Origin of the sequence: Paraburkholderia sp. RL18-085-BIA-A (assembly GCF_046027075.1) — a bacterium.
Lineage (GTDB): Bacteria > Pseudomonadota > Gammaproteobacteria > Burkholderiales > Burkholderiaceae > Paraburkholderia.
Map to the genome: position 1 here is coordinate 27,289 of NZ_JARESU010000043.1, position 20,371 is coordinate 47,659.

The window sequence follows — 20,371 nt, forward strand, 5'->3', positions numbered from 1 at the left end:
TCCTGCGGCGATCCGTTTCGCGTCCGGGCCGGCCGCGCCCGCGCCTGAGACAGTCCCGCTACTTAGACGATTTCACGACATCGATTTTGAAGGTGGCTGCCCCATACTGTTGCGGACACGGCGAGTTCGCTTCGCTGCATTGGGCCGTACCGGCGAACGGCGACGAAGTCGGGGTGCGCCTCGCGGCGGCGGCTTCCTGCGCGGAGCGCGGCAGGCTCGCAAACACGGAATCGTGCGTCAGGCCGAGTTCAGAAAAGTCGCGCGGTGCAAGCGAGACAATCGCGACGAAATGATTCTCCCCAAGCGGTTCTCCCGCGAGCATCGGCCAGGTGGGACGCGGCAAAACGAGCCGCTTGCCGGGTGCGATCTGGTTGTCGTGGTCAAGCTCGTTGGGAAAAAGCTGCAGGTACTGATCGGCGGGATCCACCACGAACACATAAACATAACCAGCGCGGTCACTCGTCAGCGAGAAGCGGAGTTTGTCTCGGTTGACCACCGCGCGCGGCACCGGGAGATCGACCTTGACCTGGATTGCAGGGTCGGCGAGGGCCGCGATGCGGGCGAGTTCGGCGGGTGCGGTGAAGGGCGGCAAAGCTGGTAACGGCGAAGACTGCGGCGATGCGTTGGACGATATCGATGGGTTCGCCGTCGCGCCGCTCGCCACGGGCGGCTCGACGTGAGTAGCCGACGCCGCTTCCGGCGTAGCCAACGGAACCGCTTTCGATGTGCCGGGCGCGGCCGCCGATTGTGCGGGGCCACGGGCAGGGCTCGGCGCGCGCTCGTACAACAACCACGTTCCGATGCCCGCAGCCGCGAGCATCACAGCGGCCACGCCGAACCACACGACGCGCCGACTTGACGAAGCCGGCTGCAAATCGCCCCCGGAGCGGGAGGACATTCTGGTCTGTTCGGGGAGCCGTCCGGCGTGCGGCGGTGATCCCTCCAGCGCGATGCCGAGTTCGTCGGCGAACTGCCGCGCGGTCTGCGGCCGGTCGGCGGGCATCACGGCGAGCGCGTGATCGACGGCTCGCAAAAAGCGCCCCGAGTATCGTCCGGCAGCGAGCTTTTCGAGCGGTTGGTAGTTGTCGCTCACCATCCGTCCGACCGCAGGCGGTGGCGTCCTGCCGACGATCGCGAAGTACACGACCGCCGCGAGCGCATATTGATCGCTCCACGCTCCCTGCTTGAGAGACGGCACCTCGGCGTACTGTTCGATCGGCGCATAGCCCGGTTTGAGGATCACGGTGAGAGCCTGCGTCATGTCGCCGATGACGCGGCGTGCCGCGCCAAAATCCAGCAGCACGGGACGCTCGCTGCCTTCGAGCAGGATGATGTTGTCGGGCGCGATGTCCCGGTGATAGCAATTCGACGTATGCAGTACCGTGAGCGCGTCGAGCAACGGCGCGAGCAGGGTTGCCAGCCAGCGCTCGTCGGGCGGCTTACCCATTGCCTTGAGCGCCTCCTTGAGCGTCGCGCCCTTGTAGTACGGCATGACCATGTACGCGGTGCCATTCGCCTCCCAGAAGCGATACACCTTGACGAGCGAGTGATGATCAAACTGCGCGAGAATGCGCGCTTCGTTAATGAAGCTCTTCAAACCTGCGCGGAACGTGCCCTCGTGCCGCTCGGATTTCACCTGCACCTCGGTGGCGCTCACCCGCGATGCGAGTGCCGAAGGCATGTACTCCTTCAGCGCGACCTGCCGGCCGAGTGATGTGTCGTAGGCGAGATACACGATGCCGAAGCCGCCTTCGCCTACTAGGCCCACGATTTCGAATTCGCCGAGTCGAGTGCCGGGCGGCAAGGTGTTGTGTCCGCCAACTGCAGTCGTCGCTGCCGAAGATGGATTCGCGCTGGCCCGCGCGGCGCTGACGATGACCGTTCTGTCACTCTCAGGCGGCGGTTGGTCAGGAATGTCCGGGACGTTGCCAGGCTCGGTCATGGTTCTCGATTCAGCAGCATGTCGGTGAAGAGTTCGTTATCTGGCATTCCGCAGCTTGGCCAGATCGTGAATTTGCGTTCCGCCGGTTCGCCCTCCGGCTTGTCGTGCGCGCGTTGCTCGGTGCTCCAGAGGCTCATGCCGTGAATTTCGGTTTGCCAGACCGGTGCGAGCTGTTTTGCCAGTTGCGTGGAGAACTCGGCGCAAGACGACGCAGTCCACGACGTGCTCAATAGAGGGGCCAACTGTTCCCAGCCCATCATTGTGGGCATCGGCAGACCGGCGAGTTGCGTGTCGAACCGCTCGATCGTGTAATCGAAATCGAGTGCGGCGAGCGCCACCTTCTCGATCCCGCCGAGCCATTGCCAGATCACGTCGATCTCGCTGCCGGTCGCCGGTACACGGGGTAGGGCCGCGGCAATCGTGAGCGGAAAATGCCGCCCGACGCGGTCGACCGATGCCATCAATACGCCAGTCCAGCATTCACGCAGTTCAGGGGCGATCGCGCCCGGCATGGCGAAGAAGTGCCAGACCGGGCAGGTGAGATAAACGGAGAGCCAGCGCTCGCCCAGTCGCAATTTCGTTTCGGCAAGACGTTCGCAAAGCCACGAGTCCCAAGCGTCGACGAATGCGCTGGAGAGGCGCCGCGTGGCGAAGTCGCCAAGCGACGGCAGCTTGCCGTACCAGCCGGCGACGGCGGCTTCGGCAACACTTGCCGGTGAGGGCTCAGGCTCAAGCGCGTCGTTCATAGCTGCGCCGGACAGGAGAAGGCGTGCAGGTCGGCGAGGCGGAACGGATTTTCCACGCTGTTCGCCGTGACCTCGAAGCGCGCTTTGCGCCCCTCCACATTGAAGGTCACGAAGAAGCGCTCCGGCTGCGACGTGGGCTCGATATCCAACTGGTCGAACATGCGAAACAGAGCCCATGGCCCCTCGAACATGAGGTTGCCCGCTGCGCTCGTCGGCGGTGGCGTCAGTTGCAGGCTCACACGTCCGCTGCCGCGCGTGCCGGGCCACTGAATGGTCGTCGCGACCTGCGGGCCATGCGCGTAGCTCAGTACCTGTCCGTCCACATCGAGCGAGAACTGCAGGATTGATGCATCCATTTCCACCGGCTTGAACTGCAACGTCAGCGACGGCGCCTTGCCTCCGGCGTGAAAAAAAACGTCGCGTATCGTTGCGGCTCGCTGGAATTGCGCGAGGCCGGCCGGATTGATCTGCACCTGTGAATCGTCGACCTTCTTGAAGGCCCACGGCTTGGTGGACATGTCGACCTCGGCCGCGAGGTTCTTCTGGAAGAAATTGTCGAACTTGCCGCCGGGGGCAAAGAGTGCGCCGAAGTCTTCGGGCAGCACGTCGCTAGTCGACGCTTGTTTGAACGGGTAGCGTCCGGTCACGGCGCGATTGCAGAACGCGGAGATCGACTCCTTCAGGTCGGCGGAGAGATTCGCGCGTCGCGCGTCCTGCGTCTCGACCGCGCCAGCGCTACCGAGATCGACGAGCGCCGCGCGGATCGGCTCGGGCATTCGTTCCGCCTGCGCTCGCAGCTTCGACGGCACGTCGGAGGCGGGTGGTGCGGTTTTCTGCTGCAGCGCCTGGTCGGTGGCGTTCAAGTACACGTACATATCGTTGATCAGCCCGATGGTCTGCGTGATCGGAGGGGGCTGTCCGTCACCGGGACTGGCCACCAGCGCACGCAGGCCCGTGAAGCGGTCGTCGACAATGCTCTCCAGGCGGTTGCCCGATGCCACGGGCGCGATCTTCGTCGGGTCGGGCTCGCCGATGATCTTCATCAGCTTGTCGCGCGCAGCGGTGAGTTTGTCATTGGCCTTGTCGACAACGCTTGCTTCTCCCGCGGGCTTCGCGCCGAGCGTGGTCTCGCGTGATGCGGCGCGCGCGAGCGCCGCGAGCGGAGAGTCCGGCGCGGAGAGAATGCGCGCGATCTGCACGGCCTGCGGGAGCGTCGTCGCCCGGACAATGCGGATGTCGCCGAGAAACGCGCTCCAGATGCGCGCGTAATCTTGCAGGTAGAGCAGGCGCACGTCTTCAGTCAGGCGCTGCATGGCGGCCGGATCGCCGCGCGGCAGGCCGCTCTGGTCGCGAATGCCGAGCACCCACGGCTCCTCCGACGCCAGTTGCAAGGCGACCTGGTCGATCGCCTTGAGGAATGCCTGGTGATAGCCGTCGAAGGAGTAGAGGCCCGGCACCCCCTGCGTGAGCGGCGCGCCGCTCGCGCGCACGAACACGATCGGTGCGTTCGGGCCGCCCGCGCGCGCCACGGTGAACTCGGGAAAATCCGCGCCCACCCCCTGCTGCTTGAGTCGTCCGTAGACCCGCTGTGCCAGCGGATTCGACGCGAGCATGGTGCGCAACTGCCTGACGACGCTTTCATCGAATGGCAGGTTCGAATGCACCGCTCCGCGCGCGAGCAGCGCGTCGAGATGAGCGCTCAACGCCGCGCGCTCGTCGTTGCCGACCTCGCGAGGCAAGGTGCGGTCCCAGTCGGTCACTATCCAGGCCTTAAGGGCATCGGCATCCTGATGCTCGGGTTCGTTGAGCATCAGATAGGCCTTTAGCGCTTCGTAGGCGTAGCCCGTGTTGGCCGCATTCGCGCTGCGCGCCTGTTCCTCGATCCGTGCCGCGAGCTTCGGCAAAAACAGGTCGTTCAACAGACGCTGATAGGCCAGGTCAGATGCGGCGTCGAGCTTGCGTCCTTGCCACAGTCCCCATTGCATCGAGAGCGGCGGGCGCCGTGCGTCGACCTGCGCGGTCGTTGCAAGATTGCGCACCGAGGATAGCAACGGCAGCAGCGCCACCAGACTCGCATTCGCGGAGGTCGTGCCTGCCGCGGTGGCCTGCGCCGCGCGCGCGGCCTGGTCGACGCTTGCCACATAAGCGCGATTGCGCAAGTAGCTCGTGCCCCAGAGCGTGAGCGCGCCGGCTGCGGCGACCGTGATGGCTGCGTAGGCGGCCAGCCGCCGCAGGTGCCGTCGCCGAGCCCACTTGAGATTCGAACCGGCCAGCCCCTGCTCGGCGAACACGACCTCGCTGAGCAGCTTCTCGATGAAGAAGCTGCGCCCGCTTGCCTGGCGTGGCGGCGGCACGCTGCGCTCGACGCCGAACGCGCGCGCAAGCGATCCCATCACGCGGTCGATGGGCGTTCCCTCCTGCGTGCCGCTCGTGAAATAGACGCCGCGCACGAACGGGGCATCGTCGTGACGCGACTGGACAAAGGTCGCACGCAGGAATTCCGCGAGGACGGGCTTGAGCGCTGAAAACTGCTGCGGAAAACCGAAGATGGCCGCGCGCTGCGGCAAGCCCGTTTCCGCGTGGAGCCGCTCGGGCATGCGCGCGACAAGCCGCGCTTCCAGCGCGTCGAGTTCCTCGACGACGCGCGCATCGAACGTCTTCGCGGGATCGGGTGCGCCGGGTTGATAAGGCAGCGTGAAGCCGAAGACTTGCTCGCGATCCTCCTTGGTCATATCGGCGAAAAATTCGGCGAAGCCGGCGAGCAGATCGATCTTGGTCACGAGCACGTAGATCGGAAAGCGTGCGCCGAACTGCTCGGTCAACTCGCGAACGCGGGCGCGCAGCGCGGCGCCCATCTCCTCGAGGCTCGCCGGTGTCGAGCAGAGTAGGTCGGACACGCTCACCGTGAGCAGCACACCGTTGATCGGCTGGCGCGGTCGCGTTTTCTTGAGCAGGCCCAGAAAACCCTGCCACGCTGCACGGTCCGCCTCGCGGTCGCTTTCGTGCGTCGTGTAACGGCCCGCCGTATCGATCAGCACGGCTTCCTCAGTGAACCACCAGTCGCAATTCCGCGTGCCGCCGACACCCTTGATCCGGTTCGTCCCGAAGCGGTCCGCGAGCGGAAAGCGCAAGCCAGAGTGGATCAGCGCGGTGGTCTTGCCAGAGCCGGGCGCGCCTATGAACATGTACCACGGCAACTGATACAGATACTGCCGGGACGAAAGCGCCAGCCAGTCGCGCCAGCCTGGTTTCCTGCCCGATGCCGTGACGCGTGCCTGTCGCAGGATCGAAAGCGCTTCGTCGAAGCGCTCGTTCAGTGTCGCAACCTCGGCATCGCCTGGCGCGGGCGGTGTCTCTCGAGCAGGTGCCGTGCGCACGGCGAGCCCGTCGGCGAGCGCCGCCTGGGTGTGTCTGGCGCGCCAGGCCGCGAATAGCCGCCGCAAGATCACCAGCAGTACGACGCAGCCGATCGCGATGAAACGCGTGGTCTCCGATTCGAGCGGGTAGGTGCGTGCGATCGAGATGAGTGGGCCAACGAGCCAGATGACGGCTGCGATCAGCAGCACGCCCACGATCAGCAGCAGGATCGGATGGAACACGATCGACAGGATTTTCTTCATGTCGAGATCCGCTGTCGTTTGCTATGGCCGGGTCACGCGCCGGGCTTCGCGAATAGCGTGACTTCCACGCGTCGGTTGAGAGCCCGGCCGGCAGGCGTGTCGTTGGGCGCGACCGGGTCGGCGTCTCCCTTGCCTTCGGCCTTCAGTCGGGCGGGCGCGACGGTCGCCGCGAGCAGGTCGCGCACATTCGCGGCGCGGTCCTGCGACAGTTCCCAGTTCGACGGATAACGCGCCGAGCGGATCGGCTGATCGTCGGTGTGGCCGGTGACGAGCACGTTGCCCGGTACCGCGTTGAGCGCCGCTGCGATGCGCTGGATCAGCGGCTTCACCCGATCGGAGACAGCCGCGCTGCCGGCCTTGAAGATGCCGTCGCCGCGAATCGTGATGACTGAGCGATCGACCTGATCGCTCACCGTGACGAGACCATCGCGGATTTCCGGCGCGAGGAACTCGGCTAGCCTTGGTTTTGCGGCCGGCGTAATGACGATTGGGCGGGTCGCGCCTGCGCGGATCGACGCGATCGTATCGAATGCGGGGTCCGACAGGCGCCCCAGGTTGAAGCTCATGGAGAGATAAGCCACGGCGAGCACCAGCAGCGCGAAAGCGCCCACCACCCAGACTGGCAGCATTTCGGTAACATGGTTGCGCGCCGCCGCGACGCCGCGCCAGTGAGGCGACAGGGCGCGCTCCGGTTCACCGCACTCCTTGCGGATCAACTCATGGAGGCGTTCGCGCACCGCATCGAGTTTCTGGCGGCCGTCGCCCGAGATGCGATAGCGGCCTTCGAAACCGAGCGCCATCACGACGTTCATCAGTTCGAGCAATTGCAGGTATTGCGCCGGTTTCTGCGCGAGCCGCGCGAGTAGCTGGAACACCTTCTCGCCGCCCCACGTCTCGTTGTGAAACGTGACGAGAAGACTCTGGCGCGCCCAGACGCCGGCGCCCCACGGCGTACCCGATGCCGCCTCGTCGAGCATGGTGCAGATGATGTAGCGCGCCGCCGTGACATGCTCCGTGACGACACCGCTGGCGCGCGCCTGGGCCTCGAAGCGGCGGATGCCGCGCGCGAGCGCGTCGCGCAGCGCGCTAGAGTCGGCGCAGGATGTCATCGCGCGAATCTGCGCGGCGACACGCAGCAGTGGCGCGCACGCGGCGACCAGCGGATTCAGCGAGCTGCCTTCCACCGATGCGGCGAAAACGGCATCGAGCGTGGACTTCGCGCCACCGCTTCCGGCCGCGTCGGTCGGCAAAGCCGCGGCGGCTCCGTCCGGACGCCGGCGCGCGCCGGGGTTCGGCTTGATCATGGTCTGATCGGACTCGAAGCCTGCAAACGGATCGTCGCTCGTCATGGCGGTCACTGGCGAATCGCCCAGAATTCCAGTTCGATGCCGGGAAACTCACCGGCGATATACATCGCAAGGTTGCCGGTCTGTTCGAGCTCTTTCCAGAGATCGCAGCCGCGATCGAGTTCGAAATAGTTGAAGCCCGCATGAAACGGAATTTGCCGCGGAGCCATCGGCATCGCGCGCAAGCCGATTCCGGGCATTGCCAGATTGACGAGATCGCGAAGGCGGTCGGCGGGAGCGAGCTTGGCCTGAGTCGGAAAGCGCACACGCAGCGTTTCTCCCGGCATCTGCGCGTTGACCGCGAGCACGAAGCCGGCTTTCTTCAAGAGTTCCAGATCGTTGATCGTCGCCACGCGCACGCCGGACTTGTGCAACTGCAATTCGATGGCGACGGCGTCCGGTTCGCGCACCTGCGAGAGGAGCTGACGTAATTCCCGCATCACCGGCTCGAACGACCCTTCGAGGTCGTCATGGCGATACGGCGGATACGCGAGCGTACGCCGGCGTTCGTCGAAGGTGGCGAGGTCGCCTGCCAGCGCGATGGCTAGCTGATAGGCGCGCTCGGGATGCAGCAGCGGCACGTGTAGCAGGTGGACGAATTGCGGTTCGAAGCGGTTCAGCGTTTGCAGCAGCAGGAAGTCGGCGACCTCGGCGACTCCGCCGCGTCCGGGCTTCGAGAGGCGCGCGGCGAGCCGGTCGGCATGCTGATGCAAAAGGCCTGCAAGTTCCTGCACGTAGCCAAGCAGTTGTGGTTGGGCGAGCGCGTGGAGCATCGGAGGGATGTAGCGGGGGTCGAGCAGCACGCGATTATCCGCGCGCCGTTCGACGACGCGGGCGATGCCGATCGTCGCGTAGGCATCGGTGGCCTCGTGCGCGAGCATTAGTCGCAGATTTGGCATGCCGACCCGCATCTCAGCCACACGGTCGGTACTGGTGGTGATATCAACGACAGTGGTATCGACTGCCAGGTAGCGCAGGCCGTCTGCGGGACCGCCTTCCACGTCGAATTCCTTCGCGCCATTGCGCGACAGCGGCAACGCCAGCATCACCACTTCGTCGCGCGTGCTGGCTGGCACGTCAAGCGGTGGAGGCACGGGCGCCTCGTCGGGAAACGAGAACGACATGCCGTCGGGCAGCACGCCGAACGCCGATGCAATCGCAATCTTGCCGAGACCCAGCGCGACCTCGTCGAGTGCGTACGCGACCCAGCCCCACGACCACGCTTCGGTCGCCCGGCCGTGCGAGCGGACCAGATGTTCGACGAAGCGGTCGTGCTGCTGAAAATGCTGGGGTTCCAGGAACAACCCCTCGGACCAGATCATTCGTTGGTGCCAGGTCATGGTGGCTCGCAGTGATAGGCAACGCCTCGCACGGCGTGGAAGGTTTCGCGGGCGTACGTCGCCCTGCGGCGCGCCCACCCTTAAAAACGATTGATCGGCAGGAAATTTGCAAACGCCCCTGCTTTTCGGCGCACCAGGCCCGTCACCTCGATAGTACTCAAGGTGGCCCGATCACGACGTCAGCGGCGCCGACCTTCACGGCAAGTGGCGTCGTCCTGTTCGGTGGCACCGGGGCAGTGGCGCGCCAGCGCGAGCGTTCAATGTCGCGATACGCCGCGACGACCCCAATGAATTTCGTGCCGGGCTGGACAGTCTGTTCGAGACTCCGGTTTTCTCCAGGGCGCAGCAGGAACTCGCTCTTTGCGTTCAGGTCAGCGCCAAGCGTCGCCTGGTCCTTCCCGTATAGCGTGAAGAAGTCGGCACTATCGAATGCGGCGGTCGATTTCAGTTCATAGACGCGAACAAGGACTGGTGACGGACGTCCGCTGCTATCCGGGTTCGCCGAGGCGAGCACGGCCACGCTGATTTTTACTGCGGTTGGCGGGGGCGGCGGTGGCGCCTTGCAGGCCGCGCTCAGCATCAGCATGGCCGAGAAACCCAGCACAGGCAAAGACGAACGCGCAAACCCCGGTGCGAATAAGCGCGACGCTCCGGCACGGCGACCGGCAGTCGAATCGATACCTGGCATGGCGTTTCCCCGTCCCGATCAGACTCGCCGCAATGCGCTCAAGGCTTGACAGGAGACACCCCAGGCACCTCAAGCACATAAGGCCGCGGCGCTCAAGCAGTCCCTATCCGCCCTGGCAGGGTTGGCTAAGAGACGAATCGGCTGGCGGCATTTTTAAATTTGGCCGACTGATTCGTCTATCCGAACAGCAGCACGGTCGATGCCGGGCGGCTGGGAAATACGATGTCTCGTGTGCACCTGTCCGACGGCTGTCGTTCCACTATTTCCGACGGAATTGCTCGTGAATCCTTTCCAGCATGTCCGGGTGGCTCGACGCTGGCCCACTGCTGCCGCCCCTGGCCAATGGGCGGTGACGGCGTGGCGCGCTATCGTTTCGAGTTTGGGCGTGATCGCCGGCCTGCTCGCTTTGCTCGCCGTTATCCCAAACGCATCGGCCCAGGATGCGCCGCTCACGCCCGCTGCAAGACAGGCAGAAGCCAGGGCCCGCGACGCCGAAACGATCCAGTCACTATCGAAAGAAGGCCGTCTGCTGCTCGAGCGCGACCAGGTCAAGCTCGACGGCTACGCCTACTGCAGTATGGCGGTCGCGGCCGCGGAACGCGGCGAATTCAGGGCAAGCATCGAGGCTGCCTCACGCGCATTGCTTGTCGCGCAACAGACCGACAACGTTGACTTGCTCGCGCTCTCGAAGCGCGACCTCGCGATCGTCTATAGCTATGCGGGCGACCTCGACGACGCCCAACGCTATGCCAACGAAGCGCTCGCGGCTGGCGTGAAAAACCCCGAGCAGGTCCTCGCGCCCGCGCACAAAGTGCTTGGCGACATCGCCGCACGCAAGTCGGATCCCGCCACTGCGATCAGCGAGTATCGAGCCGCGCTCGCCACGGCCTCGCCGCGCTACCGCCCACTCGTGCTGCTCTCGATGACCAACGCGCAGATCGAAGCCGGCGATGCCACCGCGGCGCGAGCAACCTTCGATCAGGCGAGTGCTGCGCAGGATTCCGTGCTCGCACCGTTCTATCGCCGGATCCAGGGCAATCTTCTGCTCGCCGAAGGCAAGCCTCAGGAAGCGCTCGCCGCGTTCGCAGCCGGCGTCGTGAAGAGCAAGGGGGGAGATGCGAGCTATGAGAACCTGTGGGCACACGAGGGCATGGGCCGAGCCTATTTCGCTCTCGGCGAGCGTGCGCAGGCACGAGCGGCATGGATGCAGGCACTCGACGACTCCGAGACGATCCGCGCCCGCTTTCGCAGCGACGAGTTCAAGACGGGGCTCTTTGCCGATACGCAGACGGTGTTCGAGGAAACCATCGCGCTCGTCGTCGAGGACGGCGACTACGCCACTGCGTGGACCTTGTCGGAGCGCAGTCGCGGGCGCGCGCTGCTTGACGTGGTGCGTAATCGTCTCGCTGTCGGCGTCGACGCGCAGCAGTTGAATGGCCGTGTGCTGTTGCTCGACGAGGTGCGCGCAACGCTGCGGCAAGACGAGGCGATCGTCGAGTTTCACAGCCTGCCGCGCGAGATGATCGTTTGGGTGGTGCGCGCCGACGGTCTGACGGGCATCACACTGCCGATCGCCCGCAAGGACATGACGCTGGCCGTCAGCGATTTTCGCAACGCAATCATTCGCGGACGTCCCCAGGCGCTCACTTACGGGACCCGGCTCGACACGCTGCTGATCGAGCCCCTCGGCTTGCGGCCCAACGAGCGGCTCATCATCGTGCCCAACGGAGCACTGCATTACATGCCGTTTCAGGCGTTGCGCAACGAGCAGGGCTTTCTGATTCAACGGCATCCGATTGCACTCGCGCCTTCGGCTAGCGTTGCAGTGCAACTCGTGCACCGGCAGCAACGCGTGGCGAGCGATCTGGTCGCGTTCGGCAATCCGCGTATCACGCCGGAATTCGATCTGCCGGGCGCCGAGGCGGAAGTGCGCGGAATTGCGCCCCTTTTCACCCGAGAAGAAACTTTTCTGCAGAGCGCGGTGACCCGCACTGCGTTCAGTAACAACGCGCCGACAGGCCGCGTCGTGCACGTCGCGACGCATGCCGAAGCCGACACCATCGATCCGTTGCATTCGCGCATTCTGCTCGCGCCTGCGTCGCAACCGGCCGACGGACCTGACTCTCTGCTCGCCGAGGATATTTACAACCTCAAGTTCGACGCGGTCGCACTTGTTACGCTCTCGGCTTGCGAGACGGCGCTCGGGCGAGTTGAACGCGGCGACGAGATCATGGGCTTTACCCGGGCCTTTTTCTACGCTGGCGCATCGGCACTGATCGTCTCGATGTGGCCGGTATCAGATGAATCGACCGCGCTCACGATGCGCACCTTCTATGCGTCGCTGACACGCGGTGACGAAGCGATCGATGCGATGCGCAACGCGCAGCTGGCGGTGCTTGCCAACAGCAGGTTTTCGCATCCGTTCTATTGGGCCCCGTTCGACCTGATGGGTGGCTGGCGCCTCTCCGTGGCGCAATGAGAACGCTCCCGTGAAAAAGCCCATGCCCCTCAAGCCTTATTCGATCCGGCGTCGGCGCCTCGCGCCGCGTCAAACGCTGACATGCGCAGCGCGATGCCTGCCGGTGACACTTGCGTGCGCGATAGGCGCGGGAGCTTGGGCGCAACAGCCCCCCGGGGCCGGCACGCAACAGGTTCCGAACGCCGGAACGCTGTTGAACCAACAGGCGCGCCCGGAGCCGTCGGCGCCGCCGACCGGCACTTCGGGCGCACTGCCCGCACCGCCGGCAGCGGCGGCGCCGGTACCCGATGGCAAGACCTTCGAGTTGCACAGCGTCCGTCTGGCGGGCAACGATACGCTGTCCTCCGACACCTTGCTGGCGCTCGTGCGCGGCAAGATAGGCCAGCAAGTCTCCCTCAATGACCTGAACGCAATGGCAGCGAGCATGGCTCAGGCCTATCACGATCGCGGTTATGCGCTAGCGCAGGTCGTGATTCCGCCCCAGGACGTGACCAACGGCGACGTGACGTTCACCGTGCTCGAAGGCAAGATTGGCCGCGTGCACCTCAATCTGGCACCCGGCACGCCGATTCGCGAGAGCCTCGTGCAAGCGCGGCTCGCGGCAATCCAGCCGGGCAAGCCGCTACTGCAGCGCGACCTTGAACGCACGATGCTCCTGTTGTCGGACCTGCCTGGCGTGCGTGTGACCTCCGCGCTCGAAGCCGGCAGCGTGCCTGGCACGGTCGATCTGACAGTCGATCTCTCGCCCGCAAGACGCTGGGAGCTTGGTATGGCGGTGGACAACTATGGCGCGCCGCCAGCCGGCAGCGGGCGGATCGGTCTTGTCGGGCGGTTCGCGTCGCCGCTGATGAACGGGGATAACCTCGACGTGAACCTGCTGGCCGCCCAACGCAGCGATACGCTTTACGGACGCATCGGCTATGACACCCCTATCGACAGCAACGGCACTCGGGCGGGCATCGCGTATTCACATCTGTACTACTACCTCGGTCAGGAGTTTGCGGCGCTCAATGCGCAAGGCAACGCCGATGTCGTCACCGCCTCGATCTCGCACCCTCTGATCCGATCGCGAAGCGAAAACCTGCTGCTGCGTGGTGCACTTGAATATCGTTCGCTCAATGACAAGATTGGCGTCGCAAGCTTTGAGAATCCGCAGAAACTCTCGCTCGCGAGTGTCGGGCTGTCCTACGAAAGCCGCGATGCATTCCTCGGCGGGGGATTCAACAGCGCGGACGTGGAACTCTCGTTTGGGCATCTGAATATCGACTCGGCTTTAGGCCGCGCGCTGGACGAGGGGCCAGGCGGGCGCAACACCCAGGGCAATAGCGTACGCATGACGATGCTCGCGAACCGTCTGAATGCCGTGACGGAGAAATCGAGCGTGTTCATCGGCATCTCGGGGCAGTGGGCCAATCAGAACCTCGACAGTTCTTCGCAGATTGCGCTCGGTGGTCCACATGCGGTGCGCGCTTACTCGCCCTCGGAAGCAATCGTCGACGAAGCATTGATCGGCACCGTGTCGTATCGCTACGCGGTGATTCCAGCGCTCACGCTTTCCGTGTTCTTCGATATTGGCGTAGGGCGCTACAACGCGCGCCCGATTCCCGGCCAGGGCGCCAATACCACGACGCGCAGCGGGCCGGGCCTCGGACTCTTCTGGAGCGGACCGGCGGGCATTACCGTCGACGCAAGCCTCGCCTGGCGCACAACACGCCCCGATACGACCGGCAACGACAAGCTGCCGCGCCTCTATGTGCAGTTGTCGAAGGCGTTCTGAAGGAGCCTGACATGAACGACACTTCCTGCGTCCCGGCCCGGCAACGTCGCCGGGCCGCAGAGCGTGCGCGCCGCAAACAGGGAAAGCTGGCCCGGCGCGAGAGCATGGCGGCTCGCGAGCAGTTCGTCATGCCGCTTTTGCCACTGATGATCTTCCTGATCACGCCCGAGGCGGTAGCGCTGCCGGTGGGTGGGCAGGTCGTGAACGGTAACGTCGCAATCGGAGCGGCGGCAAACAACACACTGCCGATCAAGCAGACCTCGGGCAATGCGATTGTCAACTGGCAAGCGTTTTCGATTGGTGGCAACGAGACGGTCAATATCCAGCAGCCGAATGCGAATGCGGTGATGCTCAATCGAGTGCTGGGCAGCAACGCGAGTGTGATCGCGGGCAAGCTGAACGCAAACGGCAAAGTGTTTCTCGTGAATCCGGCGGGCGTACTGTTCTCGCCGGGGGCGTCCGTCAATGTCGGATCGCTGGTGGCGTCGACGCTCGGTATTTCCGATAAGGATTTTCTCGCGGGCAACTATCATTTTGTCGCGGTGCCGGGGCAACCGGGCGGCAGTGTCGTCAATCAAGGCTCGATCCAGGCGGCAGCTGGCGGAACAGTTGCGATGCTCGGCGCGCAAGTCAATAACAGCGGCACGGTCAGTGCGAAACTCGGCACAGTCGCGCTGGGAGCAGGTGGCGATATCACGCTCGATTTCGCCGGCGACGGCCTCACGCTGCTGAAGATCAACGGCCCGGCGGCGCAAGCGCTGATTGACAATTCGGGCACGCTCGCCGCCGACGGCGGCCAGGTCCTGATGTCGGTTCAAAGCGCGGATGCGCTCGCTGGCACCGTGCTCAATCAGCAAGGGATGGTGCGCGCGCAGAGTGTCGCGGAGCGCAACGGGCGCATCGTTCTGGACGGCGGGCCGCTTGGCGTGACGCAGGTGTCGGGCGTGCTGGACGCGACGGGTGGCGCGGGGCTGACGGGCGGGCAAATCGATGTGACCGGGCGCGACGTCGCGCTGTTGAAAGGCGCGCTCGTCGACGCGAGCGGCGCGACGGGCGGCGGCAGGGTGCGCTTCGGCGGCGGTCCAGCTGGCGCGGACACGGACATTCGCGACGCCCGGGCGATCTGGATGGATCCGGCCGCGCAGATGCGCGCGGACGCGCTCGTGAGCGGGCCGGGCGGGCAGCTTGTCGCGTATGGTTCGGACACGGCACGGATTTACGGCACGCTGTCCGCGGTGGGCGGCCCGCAAGGCGGCAACGGCGGCATGATCGAAACGTCGGGCCATTACCTCGATACAGCAGGAGCGCAGATCGATGCTTCGGCGCTGATGGGTTTGGCGGGGACGTGGAAACTCGATCCGTTTGACGTCCTGATTACCGACGACGCGACCGTACCCGTCACGCCATTCAACGGCATGTTCACTTCGAGCGCGGCACAGACGCAGATCACGACCGGAGCCATCAGTGACGCGCTCAACCGTGGTGTCAATGTCACCATTTCAACCTTGCAGACTACGCCGAGCGGATCCGATCTCGGCACCATCACTCTGGAGGGGCCGATCGAGAAGACGACGGGGGCCGCCGCGGTAACGCTCACGCTGGAGGCCAGCGGCTCGATCGTAATGGACGGTACGAGAGACCAGGCGATTCCTTCGATCACCGATCAGCCGTCCGCCACGCTTACACCCGGTCCGCTGAACATCATTCTGGCAGCGAAAGGCGTGCAAACCCAGCAATCTGCCAGTATTACGGTGAGGGGTCTGAGCGACACCGAGCCCGTCGAGTTGTGGACCAATGGCGGCGACATCCAGATTGGAACGCCGCTCGCCTCCGGACAAGCAAGTCCGCCCGTCGTGCTCACGGATGTCAGTATCGATACGCGTGTACGGACACCGCCGCCACAGTCGGGACCTGACACCACGGCCGCGAGCGGCCGCGTGACGATTCAGGGCGCAGGTGTGACGAGTCCGAATTCAGATTTCATTGCCAACGGTGATGGCGTCGACATTCTCGGAACGACCATCATGACGACGACCGGCGCCATCAGCATTGTCGGGTCAGGCCCAGTGGTGAGCGGCGCCACACGAACGCAGGGGAACGGCGTGGTCATCGGCGCCACGACGATCGGTGATGGCGCCACGGGCCTCGGCTCGACGATCGCCTCGACATCGGGTCCGATCACGGTCCAGGGTACAGCGGCCACCTCGACCGGTGCTCCCACGAATAATCCCGCTAACACGTCGGTGGTGGGCGACGGCGTCAACATCTCGGGGGCGTCGACGATCTTCTCGGGCGCGGGCGCGATCACTATCTCGGGCACGGCCAGTTCCTCTACGGGCACGTTCACGAACCCCATGGGAACCGTCGCCGGCAACGCCGTTGGGATCACCGGCCCGGCGTCGATCGACACCGGCTCGGGCGCGATTACCATCCGGGGCGCGGGCGCGACTTCCACTACAGCTGTCAATCTGCTCGCGACCAACGGGATCGCGATCGACGGAACCACGACGATCGCCTCGACCTCGGGCCAGATAAGCATGCAAGGCTCCGGGGCTACTGCGACAGGGACGGTTAATCAGCTCAGCGGCGATGGTATCGACCTTTCCGCCACGACGACGATCACGTCATCGTCCAGTTCGATCGGCATCAACGGCACGGCGGCCAGTTCCACGACGACAGTCGGCCAGTTCGATGGCAACGGCGTCGTGATCGACGGACCGGCGACAATTTCCGCGGGCACCAATCTCTCCATCGTTGGCACGGTGCCCGCCACGTCAGCATCGGGGGACGGCGCACGGATCGGAGACGGCATCGACATTGGCGGCGGCAGCTCGGTGACGCTCGCCGCCAACCAGCTGACCATCGAAGGTTCCGCGTCGCCAGCCAATGTCTTTGGCTTTGGCGTGGCGATATCCGGGCCCGTGACCATTGACGCAAGACAGGGCGACGCGCGGATCTTCGGCAGCGGTAACGGCGATGAGGGCGTGTCGATTATCGCGGGACCGGAAATTCCGGTCACCGTGTCCGCGCACAACGGCATCGTCGACATACGCGGTGTCACGAATGGCGTCGGCCTATCGGGTTCGAGCGTCGATCAGATCCAGTTCTCGTCCGGCGTATCGGTCGACGGCGCTCAGATTTCCGCGAGCGGCGCACCGAGCGGCGTCTCCATCACGGGCTCGACTCCGTCGACGGCCGCGGGGTTTGAGCTCATCGGCACGACTGTCTCGACTGACCCTGGCGGCACGATCATCCTGCGGGCCGCAAGCGGCAGCACGAACTCGTCGTCGATTTCCATCGATCCTGCCTCGTCGATCCGGGCACCGGGCGGCGTGGTGGTGTTCGCGCCGGCTTTGGTCGACCCGAACTTCGCCGTGACCCCACAAAACAGCGTGCCGATCACGCTGTTCGGACCCAGCACAACCGCGGGACTCAACATCGACCCGGCAACGTATCAAACAATCGCCCCCACGCTGGGAACGCTCGTGCTCGGCTCGACGACGCAGATCGGCCCGATCACGGTCGAGGGCACATGCGCGGGCAACGCCGCGTCGTGCGCGCAGCCGCAACGGCCGACGGTCGTGAGCAATCTGACGCTCGCCAATCCGGGGGCAGGAAGCCTGGGCATCGCACTGCCATTTGGCGTCTCGATGCCTGGTCATACCTTGGCGCTGTCTTCGGCAGGCGCTGTGACCGACCCGAACGGCATCCAGGCAGCCGGTCTGCTGCTCGCCGGAAACACGAATTTCACGCTGAGCGATCCAGGCAACGACGTCGGCAGGCTAGCCATAGTCGGTGCGCAAAACGTGACCTTCTCGAATCCGGGTAGTTTCGACATTGGACCATTGACTGCGCAAACCTATGATTCGGCCACAGGGACGGTGACGACCATCGATGGCACGAACTCCTCGCTAAGCGGCAGTCTCCAGGCGACCTCGTCGAACGGCGCGATATCGCTAGGCGTTCCGGGTACGTCAACGAGCGTGAATGCGGGCCGCACGATCGACCTCGTGATGGAAAACGGCGAGTTCGACAACGCGGGCGGCGGCCGCCTTACCGCAGGCAATGCCTGGCATGTCTGGGAAGCAAGCTGGCAGGGCGAGACGCGCGGCGGCCTGGATCCGGGCGGCGCGAGGCCGAACTTCTATGGCTGCATTTACCCGGGAATCTGCAGCTGGGGCGGCACCGTGCCGCTCGACAGCAACCATTTTGTCTATGTCGCGCAGCCGACGCTCTCGATCACCATCGGCAACAGCAGCCGTGTCTACGGAACCGGCAATCCTGCGTTCACGTTCACGGTGACAGGTCTGATCAACGGCGATACGGCAGGCGGGGTTGTCCAGGCCGGGTCGCTCGGCACGCCGGCAAACTCGGGCTCACCGGTCGGGCAGTATCCGGTCACCGGCACATTCGCTTCGCTGGTCGGCTACAACCTGGCGATCGTACCCGGCACGCTGACGGTCACGCCACTTCCGGTCAACGGGCAGGTCTTCGACCGTACGGGCCTGCAGCCGCTCTTTACGGCGCAGGAGCAGAGCTTCGTCTATGAAAGCAATCTGGGCGGCATCCATGTCTGCGTCGGTTCGAACGAACCGATTCTGGCCCTCCAGCAGCCCGAAGGCGCGGCCGACAAGCTGGCGGTCGAATGGAAGCGGGTGCGCTCGCGGCCGAATCTGAACAGTTGCCTCGTCGTCAATGGCCAGCACGGCTGCGACGAATTCTAGCGGCGGAGACGGTCAATGCTCGACGTAGAACCCTTGCTCGCCGAAACCCGATCGATGCCGCCGTGCGGCGTCGATCTGGAATACGACGCCGAATTCCTCGAACTCGAAGCGCTTGCAAGCGACAAGCCGAAGCGGCAGTTCCAGGACACGGACGAGGAGCCGCCCTGGCGCGACATCATGGAGCGCGCCGCGGCGCTGCTCGACCAGTCGAAGGATCTGCGCGTTGCGCTCATTTACACTCGGGCCGCCTCGCGGGTGGCCGGACTCGGCGGCTTTCACGCGGGGCTGCGCGTGCTCCTCGGCATGCACGAACGTTACTGGGAGAACCTCTATCCGCCGCTCGACGCCGAAGATGCCGACAGCCCCGCCGCCCTACGGGCGACCGCGCTCGCGGCGCTGGGGGACCCCTTTACACCGTTCGACGATCACTCGACGCTCCTTCACGATCTGCGCGTGGCCGAAGTCTGCCGTGTACCGGGCGACCGGCTCACGGTACGCGACATCCTGATCGCGACGGGCAAGCTGGCCGCGCCCGAAGGCGAGTCGACACTGACGCTTCAGACCGTTCAGGGCGTGCTGGCCAAGGTGATCAAGGACGAACCGGCGGCGCTCGCGGACGCACTGGCCTTACCCGAAACTGTCGAGAATCTGGCCAACCGGATGAGCGCATGCTTTGGCGCCCAGGACGCGCCGGGCATCACCATGATGATGGGTGCCGCACAGAACATCGCGAGCGTGTGCCGTTCCGTGGCGGTCGACAGCATCGCTGCCGCGCAATCCGGCGAGAATCCGCAGCCCGTTGCCGTAGACGCTGCCGGCACGTTGTCAGCCGGCGTGGCGGAATTGCCGCGCGCCCAAGGTCCAGGCCGACTGGCGACGCGCGAGGATGCCATTGCGATGCTGGACGCTGTATGCGCGTTCCTCGAACGTACCGAGCCGACCAATCCGGCGCCGCTGCTCATCCGGCGGGCACGGGCGCTGATGAGCAAGGATTTCATCGCGATCATGCAAGACCTCGCGCCGGAGAGCCTCCCACAGATCCAACAGATCGTGGGCAAGGAGCCCGGATGACGCACGCAGAAGCAGGTCCGTGCGCCGTTATTTTTCAATCGACGGCCGCCCAATCGTCTTAGAAAGGTGAGTCTCGAACACGCAGGGAGGGGTTATGGCAACGAGCAGTCAGAAGTTCATCGGCCGCAACCGGGCGCCGCGCGTACAGATCGAATACGACGTCGAGACTTACGGCAGCGAGCGCAAGATCCAGCTGCCGTTCGTCATGGCCGTGCTGGCCGATCTGTCAGGCAAACCCGCCGAGCCGTTGCCGCCGGTCGGCGAGCGCAAATTCCAGGAAATCGACATCGACAATTTCGACAGCCGGATGAAGGCGATGAACCCGCGCGTCGCTTTCCAGGTGCCGAACACGTTGACCGGCGAGGGCAATCTCAGCGTCGACATCACCTTCGAGAACATGGACGATTTTTCGCCCGCGGCCGTCGCCCGCAAGGTCGATGCGCTGAACAGGCTGCTCGAAGCGCGCACGCAACTGGCCAACCTGGTCACCTACATGGACGGCAAGACGGGCGCAGAAGAGTTGATCGCGCGCGTGCTCGAAGACCCGGCACTGCTGCAGACGCTCGCTAGCACTGCGCAAAAACCGGCAGCTTCGGCCGAATGAGCCGCGGCTTCGCCGGTGGTGTCCCACTAAAGGG

Annotated in this window: 11 protein-coding genes; 5 read left to right on the plus strand and 6 right to left on the minus strand. The window is 64.8% G+C overall.

Annotated features, from left to right (window positions below; translation table 11 throughout):
- Positions 1-58: 58 nt before the first annotated feature.
- From P0D89_RS25965 to tssJ, 6 genes are all read right to left on the minus strand, one after another.
- A complete protein-coding gene (locus P0D89_RS25965) occupies positions 59-1,942 on the minus strand; it encodes a serine/threonine protein kinase (RefSeq protein ID WP_408360623.1) in 1,884 nt (627 codons plus the stop codon).
- Entirely contained in the window at positions 1,939-2,688 is a 750-nt protein-coding gene (gene tagF / locus P0D89_RS25970; RefSeq protein ID WP_408360625.1) for a type VI secretion system-associated protein TagF, read from the minus strand. The genes P0D89_RS25965 and tagF overlap by 4 nt, the downstream gene beginning before the upstream one ends.
- A complete protein-coding gene (gene tssM / locus P0D89_RS25975; protein ID WP_408360628.1) occupies positions 2,685-6,308 on the minus strand; it encodes a type VI secretion system membrane subunit TssM in 3,624 nt (1,207 codons plus the stop codon). Before tssM ends, tagF begins: the two co-directional genes overlap by 4 nt.
- Positions 6,309-6,340: 32 nt before the next feature.
- Positions 6,341-7,657 carry a DotU family type VI secretion system protein gene (locus P0D89_RS25980; protein WP_408360675.1) on the minus strand — a complete coding sequence of 439 codons (1,317 nt, stop codon included), beginning with the start codon at positions 7,655-7,657 and terminating at the stop codon, positions 6,341-6,343.
- Between the two features lie 5 nt (positions 7,658-7,662).
- Positions 7,663-8,994 (minus strand): type VI secretion system baseplate subunit TssK, encoded by a 1,332-nt coding sequence (tssK, locus tag P0D89_RS25985; RefSeq protein ID WP_408360630.1) that lies wholly within the window; start codon positions 8,992-8,994, stop codon positions 7,663-7,665.
- Positions 8,995-9,151: 157 nt separating this feature from the next.
- Positions 9,152-9,682 (minus strand): type VI secretion system lipoprotein TssJ, encoded by a 531-nt coding sequence (gene tssJ, locus P0D89_RS25990; protein ID WP_408360632.1) that lies wholly within the window; start codon positions 9,680-9,682, stop codon positions 9,152-9,154.
- Positions 9,683-9,962: 280 nt separating this feature from the next.
- Between tssJ and P0D89_RS25995 the strand changes: the two genes are divergently transcribed.
- The 5 genes from P0D89_RS25995 to tssB all read left to right on the plus strand — a co-directional run bounded on the left by P0D89_RS25995 (position 9,963) and on the right by tssB (position 20,337).
- Positions 9,963-12,161, plus strand: a complete 2,199-nt coding sequence (locus tag P0D89_RS25995; RefSeq protein WP_408360635.1) for a CHAT domain-containing protein — start codon at positions 9,963-9,965, stop codon at positions 12,159-12,161.
- Positions 12,162-12,354: 193 nt separating this feature from the next.
- Positions 12,355-13,938, plus strand: a complete 1,584-nt coding sequence (locus tag P0D89_RS26000) for a ShlB/FhaC/HecB family hemolysin secretion/activation protein (RefSeq protein ID WP_408360637.1) — start codon at positions 12,355-12,357, stop codon at positions 13,936-13,938.
- Positions 13,939-13,949: 11 nt separating this feature from the next.
- Positions 13,950-18,662, plus strand: a complete 4,713-nt coding sequence (locus tag P0D89_RS26005; protein WP_408360639.1) for a two-partner secretion domain-containing protein — start codon at positions 13,950-13,952, stop codon at positions 18,660-18,662.
- Between the two features lie 15 nt (positions 18,663-18,677).
- Positions 18,678-19,733: a type VI secretion system protein TssA gene (tssA, locus tag P0D89_RS26010; protein WP_408360641.1), complete on the plus strand. Its 1,056-nt coding sequence runs from the start codon at positions 18,678-18,680 to the stop codon at positions 19,731-19,733.
- A gap of 94 nt (positions 19,734-19,827) precedes the next feature.
- A complete protein-coding gene (gene tssB / locus P0D89_RS26015; RefSeq protein WP_408360643.1) occupies positions 19,828-20,337 on the plus strand; it encodes a type VI secretion system contractile sheath small subunit in 510 nt (169 codons plus the stop codon).
- Positions 20,338-20,371: the final 34 nt, after the last annotated feature.

Coding starts and splice junctions, on each gene's coding strand:
- P0D89_RS25965 (WP_408360623.1), bottom strand. CDS start 1,942: ATGACCGAGCCTGGCAACGTCCCGGACATTCCTGACCAACCGCCGCCT.
- tagF (WP_408360625.1), bottom strand. CDS start 2,688: ATGAACGACGCGCTTGAGCCTGAGCCCTCACCGGCAAGTGTTGCCGAA.
- tssM (WP_408360628.1), bottom strand. CDS start 6,308: ATGAAGAAAATCCTGTCGATCGTGTTCCATCCGATCCTGCTGCTGATC.
- P0D89_RS25980 (WP_408360675.1), bottom strand. CDS start 7,657: ATGACGAGCGACGATCCGTTTGCAGGCTTCGAGTCCGATCAGACCATG.
- tssK (WP_408360630.1), bottom strand. CDS start 8,994: ATGACCTGGCACCAACGAATGATCTGGTCCGAGGGGTTGTTCCTGGAA.
- tssJ (WP_408360632.1), bottom strand. CDS start 9,682: ATGCCAGGTATCGATTCGACTGCCGGTCGCCGTGCCGGAGCGTCGCGC.
- P0D89_RS26005 (WP_408360639.1), top strand. CDS start 13,950: ATGAACGACACTTCCTGCGTCCCGGCCCGGCAACGTCGCCGGGCCGCA.
- tssA (WP_408360641.1), top strand. CDS start 18,678: ATGCTCGACGTAGAACCCTTGCTCGCCGAAACCCGATCGATGCCGCCG.
- tssB (WP_408360643.1), top strand. CDS start 19,828: ATGGCAACGAGCAGTCAGAAGTTCATCGGCCGCAACCGGGCGCCGCGC.